This window comes from Pseudomonas sp. KK4 (assembly GCF_001984065.1).
Classification (GTDB): Bacteria; Pseudomonadota; Gammaproteobacteria; order Pseudomonadales; family Pseudomonadaceae; genus Aquipseudomonas.
In genome coordinates this window covers 1-8,556 of the sequence record NZ_LYVP01000171.1, presented here as the reverse complement: position 1 = coordinate 8,556, position 8,556 = coordinate 1, and the positions used below count along the sequence as shown (strand labels likewise).

The 8,556-nt window shown below is 61.2% G+C and carries 12 protein-coding genes; 4 read left to right on the top strand and 8 right to left on the bottom strand.

Annotated elements, in window-relative coordinates; genetic code table 11:
* Window positions 1-167: 167 nt before the first annotated feature.
* Window positions 168-1,370: an NAD(P)/FAD-dependent oxidoreductase gene (locus B0W55_RS27640; protein WP_077049080.1), complete on the bottom strand. Its 1,203-nt coding sequence runs from the start codon at window positions 1,368-1,370 to the stop codon at window positions 168-170.
* Between the two features lie 262 nt (window positions 1,371-1,632).
* Between B0W55_RS27640 and B0W55_RS27635 the strand changes: the two genes are divergently transcribed.
* A complete protein-coding gene (locus B0W55_RS27635) occupies window positions 1,633-2,202 on the top strand; it encodes an Rrf2 family transcriptional regulator (protein ID WP_077049079.1) in 570 nt (189 codons plus the stop codon).
* Between the two features lie 3 nt (window positions 2,203-2,205).
* Here the strand turns inward: B0W55_RS27635 and B0W55_RS27630 are convergent, their stop codons facing one another.
* Window positions 2,206-2,547 (bottom strand): hypothetical protein, encoded by a 342-nt coding sequence (locus B0W55_RS27630; RefSeq protein WP_077049078.1) that lies wholly within the window; start codon window positions 2,545-2,547, stop codon window positions 2,206-2,208.
* A 91-nt stretch (window positions 2,548-2,638) separates the two neighbouring features.
* The gene (locus B0W55_RS27625; RefSeq protein ID WP_077049077.1) at window positions 2,639-2,860 is read right to left on the bottom strand and encodes a hypothetical protein; all 222 of its coding nucleotides are present in this window, start codon (window positions 2,858-2,860) and stop codon (window positions 2,639-2,641) included.
* 168 nt (window positions 2,861-3,028) lie between these two features.
* Here B0W55_RS27625 and B0W55_RS27620 point away from each other — a divergent pair, with 168 nt between their 5' ends.
* The gene (locus B0W55_RS27620) at window positions 3,029-3,271 is read left to right on the top strand and encodes a hypothetical protein (RefSeq protein ID WP_077049076.1); all 243 of its coding nucleotides are present in this window, start codon (window positions 3,029-3,031) and stop codon (window positions 3,269-3,271) included.
* 12 nt (window positions 3,272-3,283) lie between these two features.
* Window positions 3,284-3,637 (top strand): osmotically-inducible lipoprotein OsmE, encoded by a 354-nt coding sequence (gene osmE, locus B0W55_RS27615; RefSeq protein WP_077049075.1) that lies wholly within the window; start codon window positions 3,284-3,286, stop codon window positions 3,635-3,637.
* Between the two features lie 86 nt (window positions 3,638-3,723).
* Here the strand turns inward: osmE and B0W55_RS27610 are convergent, their stop codons facing one another.
* Window positions 3,724-3,915 carry a DUF2188 domain-containing protein gene (locus B0W55_RS27610; RefSeq protein WP_077049074.1) on the bottom strand — a complete coding sequence of 64 codons (192 nt, stop codon included), beginning with the start codon at window positions 3,913-3,915 and terminating at the stop codon, window positions 3,724-3,726.
* 204 nt (window positions 3,916-4,119) lie between these two features.
* Here B0W55_RS27610 and B0W55_RS27605 point away from each other — a divergent pair, with 204 nt between their 5' ends.
* Window positions 4,120-4,482, top strand: a complete 363-nt coding sequence (locus tag B0W55_RS27605; RefSeq protein WP_077049073.1) for an NUDIX hydrolase — start codon at window positions 4,120-4,122, stop codon at window positions 4,480-4,482.
* Between the two features lie 11 nt (window positions 4,483-4,493).
* On the opposite strand, the gene B0W55_RS27600 is transcribed toward B0W55_RS27605, so the two are convergent.
* The 4 genes from B0W55_RS27600 to benA form a co-directional block, all read right to left on the bottom strand.
* Window positions 4,494-5,267 carry a 1,6-dihydroxycyclohexa-2,4-diene-1-carboxylate dehydrogenase gene (locus tag B0W55_RS27600; RefSeq protein WP_077049072.1) on the bottom strand — a complete coding sequence of 258 codons (774 nt, stop codon included), beginning with the start codon at window positions 5,265-5,267 and terminating at the stop codon, window positions 4,494-4,496.
* A 162-nt stretch (window positions 5,268-5,429) separates the two neighbouring features.
* Entirely contained in the window at window positions 5,430-6,443 is a 1,014-nt protein-coding gene (gene benC, locus B0W55_RS27595) for a benzoate 1,2-dioxygenase electron transfer component BenC (RefSeq protein WP_077049071.1), read from the bottom strand.
* A gap of 10 nt (window positions 6,444-6,453) precedes the next feature.
* The gene (gene benB / locus B0W55_RS27590; protein ID WP_077049070.1) at window positions 6,454-6,942 is read right to left on the bottom strand and encodes a benzoate 1,2-dioxygenase small subunit; all 489 of its coding nucleotides are present in this window, start codon (window positions 6,940-6,942) and stop codon (window positions 6,454-6,456) included.
* Window positions 6,939-8,303, bottom strand: a complete 1,365-nt coding sequence (gene benA, locus B0W55_RS27585; RefSeq protein ID WP_077049081.1) for a benzoate 1,2-dioxygenase large subunit — start codon at window positions 8,301-8,303, stop codon at window positions 6,939-6,941. Before benA ends, benB begins: the two co-directional genes overlap by 4 nt.
* Window positions 8,304-8,556 lie beyond the last annotated feature (253 nt).

Sequence of the window (8,556 nt, the reverse complement as noted above, 5' to 3'; positions counted from 1 at the left end):
CCCACATTTGGAATGCGTTCCCCTGTGGGAGCGGCCTTGCCCCCACATTTGGAATGCGTTCCCCTGTGGGAGCGGGCTTGCTCGCGAAGGCGCCGGCGCAGACACCATGAAAAATCCCGCCTGGGAAACCCGGGCGGGATGTGTTTCAAGCAATCATCAAGCAACCATCAGGCAATCGGAATCAGCGGATCCGCAGCCGCCCACGCCACATCGCGATCCGCCACCGGCGGGTAGATCCACACGGTATTGATCTGCGTCTTCAGCTCCTTGCCTTCCTGCTTGATCAGCTTGACCTGGCGATCCCAACCCTCGGTGTACACCGCGCCCCAGGCGCCCAAGTCCAGGCAGGTCACGTATTTCGGCTGGCGGTAGACGATCGGGTCGACACCGAGGATCTGCGCGGCCACGTTGTTGCCGGCATGACGGCCCAGCACGATGGCGTGCTGGCAGGTCATCAGCGCGTGGTTGCCGATGTCATCGCTCGCCGCGTAAGCGACGTCGCCGGTGGCGTAGATGTCGTCCTGGCCGATGACTTTCAAGTGCCCGTCCACGTGCAGTCGGCCTTGTTTATCGCGTTCACCAGGGATCTGCGCGGTCAGCGACTGGGCGCGTACGCCGGTGGTCCAGATCACGGTCCTGGCGTCGATGCGCTGGCCGTCGGAGAGGTTGACGCCGTCGGCATCGACCCCGACCACGGACGCGTTCAGGTGCCATTTCACGCCGGTTTCAGTGCTCGCTTCAGCGATTTTCCCTGCGATTTCAGGACCCATCGAACCACCGACAGCGGCACCGCGATCGACGATGATCACCTTGATATCCGCGCGATCACCCAGGATGGCACGCAGACGACTGGGCATTTCAGTCGCCGTTTCGATCCCGGTGAAGCCGCCGCCAGCCACCACTACGGTGTTGCGGGCCTGACTTTCTGGCTGATCGGCCAGGGACTTGAGGTGGTTTTCCAGGCGTACGGCGCTTTCGAGCTGATCGACGTCAAAGGCATGTTCGGCGACGCCAATGGTGTCGGACTGGGCCAGCAGGCTGCCGGTGGCCAGAACGAGTTTGTCGTAGATCACCACCTGTTTATTGCCCGAAGCATCGGTGTAGCCAACACGTTTGTTAGCGACGTCGATGGACTCGGCGCTGCCCTTGATGAATTTCGCACCCACCGCATCCAGCAGATCACCGATTGGCGCGGCCAGTTGGTGGGCGTTCGGCTCGTAAAGGCGCGGACGAATACGCAGCTCGGCCTGGGGCGCCAGTACCGTCACTTCGGTGTTGTTGTGATCGTGAATGTTGAACAGACGCGTGGCGCTGATCGCCGTCCACATGCCACCGAAACCTGCGCCGATTACCAAGATGTGTTGTTTCATTTTTTGCTCCGGGGAAGAAACCAGGTAGTGAGTTCTGATAAGCGTCGGCGGTGGCCGACCTGACAACGGCGACTATATTGATCCGAGTTACAGACCGCAATGGATTTTTTGCAATGCGTGGCATCGATGAAATAGATACCCGTTAAAAATCGCCTGTAAGCCTCATGCCGGGCTGCCTGATGGCTGGAATGAAAAACGCCCGCTCGTTGCCCAGCCCACAATCAACTGATAGAATTTGCGACAACATTAGTCGGAGATTTCAATGGCTCTTTACAGCGCAGGCGTCGAGTACGGCCTCCACTGCCTGACTTTCCTGGTGGGTAACGGCGGCGAGACCCGCGAAGCGAGCGTGCGCGACCTGGCGGAGCTGCAGGGTGTGCCGCTGGATTATCTGGCGAAGATCTTCACCAAACTGGCCAAGGCAAAGCTGGTGGTGGCCACCGAGGGTGTGCGCGGTGGCTTCAAGCTGGCGCGGCCTGCCGACGAAATCACCCTGCTGGATATCGTCAACGCCATCGACGGGCGCAAGGCGATTTTCGAATGCCGGGAGATTCGCGGTCGCTGTGCACTGTTTGAAGGCCAGACGCCGGAGTGGGCGGTGGACGGCTTCTGCTCGATCCACGCGGCGATGCTGACCGCGCAAAAACGCATGGAGGAAGCCCTGGCCCAGCAGACGATACTGGACATCGCCCGCAGGGTCGGGCGCAAAGCCCCGGCGGAGTTTGGCGTGCAGTTGGAGAACTGGATGAATGATCGACGGGAGAAGAAAGGTACTGGCGGCGCCCAGACAAGCGACGATCAGCTTATCCAGGTCACCGATATTTCCGGTTGATGGCTACAGGCAGTCCCGCACTGCCTGGCGCATCGCGGCCGACTTGGCCCAGGGCGGCCCCTGGTACAGCGAAATCCGGCTGCCGTCCTTGTTTTTGACGATATCGAGAATTTCATCGGCAGTGATGATGCTCGGCGCGGTAATCCGGTAGCCGTTGGAAATCGACGTCTGCGTGGTGTGGGACACCTCTTTTTGCCATGCTGGCAAGACGCATGCCGCCACTTCCTTCGGCGGTTTTTCACTGTACTTGCTGACATTAGGCTCGCCCGGCACCAGCGATGCCGGTAATGAACAACCCGCCAGCAATGCCACAACCATTGCCCCCATCAACATCCGACTCTGCATGTAACGCCCTTAAGTCCTGAAAAAATACAATGTAGCCTGCCGCCGCCCCGGCAGCCATGAATGACGCCTGTTTTAATGACGGGGACGGGTATCAGCCACTGACATTGTCGTTGTCATCGGGGCTGGGATAAGACCGCTCGTTCAGATAGGTCATCCACCGCTCGTAAGCCTCATGTTGCCATTGGCTGACCCGCTCCCACTCCGGCCCGCTGAGCTGATGTTCGGAAATGAGTTTCATCATTGCGCTGGTGGCCGCATCCAGATCAGCGATCAGTTGATGGGCATGCGCTCGGAAGTCATCGGTTGCCGTCATGTTTGAACGTCCCCTGCCCTGGCGAAAAATCGCTACCTCCCTACGACAGCGAATTTTGCCGTTCGCGCAAATTTCCCGACCAAAGGAGGCGGCAGCGGTGCGCACCAACCCCAGCCGGACGCGCAAATGGGTCTACCCTTTCGTAGCACAGCATTACAGGAGGTGATCATGTGGCTTAACGAATCGGAACAAGCGCTTCGGCGCGATCTGCAAGGCTTGGCCTCGGACTTGCGGTGGTCGGCGGTAGAACTGCTGCGGGTGGCGGACCAACTGCGGCGCACGGGCAATGAAATCGACGCACAAGCGGTGCAGCGGTTGTGCGATCTGTTCCAAGGCGATGAGGAACGCCTGCTGAGTTATGCCGAGGAGGTCAAGGCGAAGGTTATCAGCCGCAACAAGGTTCAACCCTAGAGGAACGCCGCCATGAACACGTCTGTGCCTGTGTGGGTTCTCGCTCTGGTGACGTTGGCAGGCTGCAGCAGCGATGCCCGAGTGTTTCGTGACCAGCCGCTGGTGGCCAAGGTCGAGATCGGCATGAACGCCGAGCAAGTCCAGCAGATCGGCGGCGCCCCCCTGTCCATTTCCCCGCGCACCGTCGAAGCGGGCACCTGCTATGACTACAAACTGGTTCAACCGGACCATCGACAGCCCTACAACATCAGCTTCGACAGCCGCGGCAAGGTCGATCACAAGGGGTTCATGACGTGCGCAGAGTGGAGCAATGCACAGCGCAAGGCGCGCGAGCCCTCTCGGTCCAGTGGGGGTGGGGGGTATTAGTGATTGCACCTGTGCCTGGCAAAATCCTGTGGTGAGGGGATTAAATCCCCTCACCACAGAGCAATGACCTCACCACAAAGACAGGTTTACTGGCGATTGACCTGCCTGCCCGACCGCGCTCGGTACCCAGGCAAAGCCGCCGCAAACGCCAACGCCTCTTCCCGGCTACCAAACGACCCCAGCCGGTCACCCTTGGTGCAAACCCGCCACGGGCCGTTGTTCACGCTCAGTACGTCGTAACCGTTCATATGCATCCTATTGAGCATCGGGACACTCATGTTCACCTCCATCAGGCAATGAATCCAAGGCCAACACGCCTACCTTACTCCTCCCTTGAACGGAATGGCCGACCAGACGTCGTTCGGTATCTGGAGTGCCGATGGCACTTTTCGACCTCGGACCCGCTCAATGAATACAGGGATGAGCGGCTCGAATATTGCATTTTTATTACCATTTGATGACAAGCGGCAATCAGGTAACACATGAAGATACGCGCCACCGTTATTTGCGAACAGGATCGGCACATTCTTCTGGTGCGCAAACCCAGAGGCCGCTGGGCCTTGCCCGGAGGTAAGGTCGAGCCCGGTGAAACGGCGGCGCGCGCAGCGACACGTGAGCTGGCGGAAGAAACCGCGCTGCTGGCCTATGACATGCTGTACCTGATGGCGCTGCGCTGCGGCGCCACCCTGCACCACGTCTACGAAGCGTCGGTGATCAATCTCGATCAGGCCCGCCCGCAGAACGAAATCGCCGACTGCATGTGGTTTCCGCTGGACGCGGTGCAGAACCTGAACCCCAGCGACGCCACCCTCAGAATCGTCAGGGCCTTTCAGCGCCGCCTGTAGCGCCCAAGGATTCAGCCCTGATCGCCACCGCCCACCGGCATGACCATACCGGTGATATAGGACGCTTCATCACTGGCCAGAAACAGAATCGCAGCGGCCTGTTCATCCAGGGTGCCGTAGCGCTTCATCAGGCTGCTGTCGATCGTCTGGTCGACGATCTGCTGGTACCAGACTTTCTCCTGGGCACTCTGCTCGGCGCTGTTGCGCGGGATCACCCGAGGCGGCGCTTCGGTGCCGCCAGGTGCGGTGGCATTGACCCGCACCCCACGACCGGCGGTTTCAAACGCCAGGCATGCGGTCAGCGCGTTGACTCCGCCCTTGGCCGCGCCGTACGGCACACGGTTGACGCTGCGGGTGGCGATGGACGAGACGTTGACGATCGCGCCACTGCCCTGCTCCAGCATGAACGGCAACGCCGCATGGCAGCACCACAGGGTCGGGAACAGCGAGCGGCGAACCTCGGCCTCGATCTGCGATGCTTCATAGTGCTCGAACGGCTTGGTCCAGATGGTGCCGCCGACATTGTTGATCAACACGTCCAGCCGCCCGAAACGCTCGACCGCGGTGTGCATCACTCGGTGGCAGTCTTCGTACTGCTCAAGGTCCGCGGTCAGGGCCAGTACCTGGCTGTCCCGGGCCAATTGCTGCTGGAGCTCGAAGACCAACTCGGAGCGATCCACCAGAATCAGCTTCGCCCCTTCCTCCGCCATGCGCTCGGCCACCCGACGGCCGATGCCCTGGGCGGCGCCGGTGATCAGCGCGACTTTGTCTTTGAATCTGTTCATGTACACCTCAGAAATTCTGACCAGGCCAACACGGTGCTGTGGGAGCGGGCTTGCTCGCGAAGGCGGTCTGTCAGGCAACATTGATGGTGAAGCTGATGGCCCTTTCGCGAGCAAGCCCGCTCCCACATCGGGCCTGTGCCTGACGTTGGATGTGTTTACGACTCAGGCCGCGCTGGCCGCGAATTTTTCGTAGTAGAAGTTCGCAGGCTGGATGCCCTGCTCGCCGATGTACTTGCTCACCGCCTCGACCATCGGCGGCGGGCCGCACAGGTAGACATCGACATCGCCATCGTTGAGGTGTTTGGGCTCGATGTGCTGGGTTACGTAGCCCTTGAGCGGGTGCTGGCTGTCGGGGCTGGCCACGCAGGCGCTGTAGGTGAAATGGGGGATGCGCGCGGCGAAGGCTTCCAGGCGATCGAGTTCCACCAGGTCGAAATCGTGGGTCACGCCGTAGATCAGATGCAGCGGATGCTCACTGCCCTGCTCGGCGATTTTTTCCAGCATCGCGGTGAACGGCGCCAGCCCGGTGCCACCGGCCAGCAACAACAGCGGACGGCGGATATCGCGCAGGTAAAAACTGCCCAGGGGACCGGCCAGGCGCATGCTGTCGCCGGCCTTGGCCATGCCGGTGAGGAAGCTGCTCATCAGGCCGCCCGGCACGTTGCGAATCAGGAAGCTCACTTCGCCGTCACGCTGCAACGAGCTGAACGAATAGGCCCGGGTCTGCTCGCTGCCGGGTATCCCCAGGTTGACGTATTGCCCCGGCAGGAACGCCAGTTTGCTCAGGGCCTCGCCCTTGATCGACAGCGCAATGGTGCTGTCGGACAGCTGGCGCACGGCGCTGATGGTGGCCTCGAAACTGGCCTGTTGCGTGCGGCAAACCTGCGAGGAGGCCGGTACCCGCACCACACAATCGCTCTGGGCGCGCATCTGGCAGGTCAGGACAAAACCCTGCTCCGCTTCGTCCGCCGTCAGGGCGTCTTCGATGTAGTCCTCGCCCAGGTCGTATTGGCCGGCCTCGGCGAAACACTTGCAGGTGCCGCAGGCGCCGTCGCGGCAGTCCAGCGGAATGTTGATGCCCTGGCGGTACGCGGCATCGGCCACGGTTTCCCCGGCATTGGCGTCGATGAACCGGGTGACGCCGTCTTCGAAATTGAATGCAATGGAATGGGTCATGACGGCAGTCTCACAAGTGATAAACATCGATGACCTGGCGAACGTAGTCGTTCTTCAGGATCACTTTCTTGGCCTTGATCAGCGGGTTTTCACCACGCATGTCGAGGGTGTAGAAGCTGCTGCCGAAGTAGCTGTCGACGGTCTTGTAGCGAAAGCTCAGGGTGTGCCAGTTGAAGCGCACCTTGCACACGCCGTCGGCCTGCTCCAGCAGTTCGATGTTGCTGATGTTGTGGGAGGTGCGGGTGTCCGGAATGCTCGCGCTGGAACGCTCGGTCTTGATCCGGAACACGCGGTCTTCCAGGCCGGTGCGGTTGCCGTACCAGATCAGCGAGATTTCCCGCTGGGGGTCTTCGGTCAACTCGTCGTTGTCGTCCCAGGACGGCATCCAGAACGTCGCATCGGGCGCGTACAGTTCCAGCCACTCGTCCCACTGCCGGTCATCCAGGTAACGGGCTTCGCGGAAGATAAAATCGCGCACGGCGTCATAGGTAATGGTCATTGCACGTCCTCCACGGCGATCAGCTTGGCCTGCTCGGCCGCCAGGGCCTTGAGCATGGTCTGCTGCCAGTACTTGTGCTGCAGCACGAACAGGCCTTCGTCTTCGGTGCGCACGCCACTGAGCAGCGGGTGCAGGTCGATTTCTTTCGCCGCGTCGTCGGCGCCCTCGATCCAGTGCTCGGCGCCGCGGGACATGTCGTTCCAGGTGGTGACGCTGCCCTGGTAGCTGGTGTGGCAGGAGCGGAACTCTTCCAGGTCATCCGGGGTGGCCATGCCGCTGACATTGAAGAAGTCTTCGTACTGACGAATCCGACTGGCCCGCGCGTGGTCGCTTTCGCCTTTGGGGGCGATGCAGTAAATGGTGATTTCCGTGCGGTCGACCGAGATCGGCCGGGCGATGCGGATCTGCGAGCTGAACTGATCCATCAGGTACACGTTGGGGTACAGGCACAGGTTGCGCGAGTTCTCGATCATCCAGTCGGCGCGGGCCTTGCCGAAGTCCTGGGCCAGTTCGTCGCGGCGCTCGTACAGCGGACGGTCTTCGGGGTTGGACCAGCGGGTCCAGAGCAGCATGTGGCCCTTGTCGAACGAATAGAACCCACCGCCCTGCTTGGCCCAGGTGCCGGCGCTCATGGTCGGGTTCTCGTCACCGCATTCGCGCTGCTTGCGCTGGTTCTGGGTGGCGGCGTAGTTCCAGTGCACGGAGCTGACGTGGTAGCCGTCGGCGCCGTTCTCGGCGGTGAGTTTCCAGTTGCCTTCGTAGATGTAGCTGGAGGAGCCGCGCAGCACTTCCAGGCCATCGGCGGACTGGTCGACGATCATGTCGATGATCTTCGCCGACTCGCCCAGGTGCTCGACCAGCGGCAGCACATCGGCCTTGAGGCTGCCGAACAGGAAACCGCGATAGGACTCGAAACGCGCCACCTTGGTCAGGTCGTGCGAGCCTTCGCAGTTGAAGCTCGACGGATAGCCGGCGTTGGCCGGGTCCTTGACCTTGAGCAGCTTGCCGGAGTTGTTGAACGTCCAGCCGTGGAACGGGCAGGTGTAGGAGCTCTTGTTGCCGGACTTGTGCCGGCACAGGGTCGCGCCGCGGTGGCTGCAGGCGTTGATGAAGGCGTTGAGCACACCGTCCTTGTTGCGCGCGATGAAGATCGACTGGCGCCCCATGGTGGTGGTGTAGAAATCGTTGATGTTGGGGATCTGGCTCTCGTGCGCCAGGTACAGCCAGTTGCCTTCGAAGATGTGCTGCATCTCCAGATCGAACAGGCGCGGGTCGGTGAACATCTCGCGTTTGCAGCGGTAGATGCCCTGTTCTTTGTCATCTTCAAGCAGGGAGTGAAGGTATTCGGGTCGCAGGGTCATGGCCGCCGCCTCCATTGTTATTGTTCAGGCAGGCTCATGCTAGGACGGGGCGATGGGGCGGACTATCCGCGGGGTGCAGACCTTTATCCGTTTTGTGCAGGGGTGAAAGATCGCCGAATGCAGGCCGGACACGCTGTTTGTGGCGAGGGGAGCTTGCTCCCGCTCGGCTGCGCAGCAGCCGTTGAATCAACCCGCTCGGTCGACCTGAAGGACGCTGGGGGTCGCTTCGCAACCCAGCGGGAGCAAGCTCCCT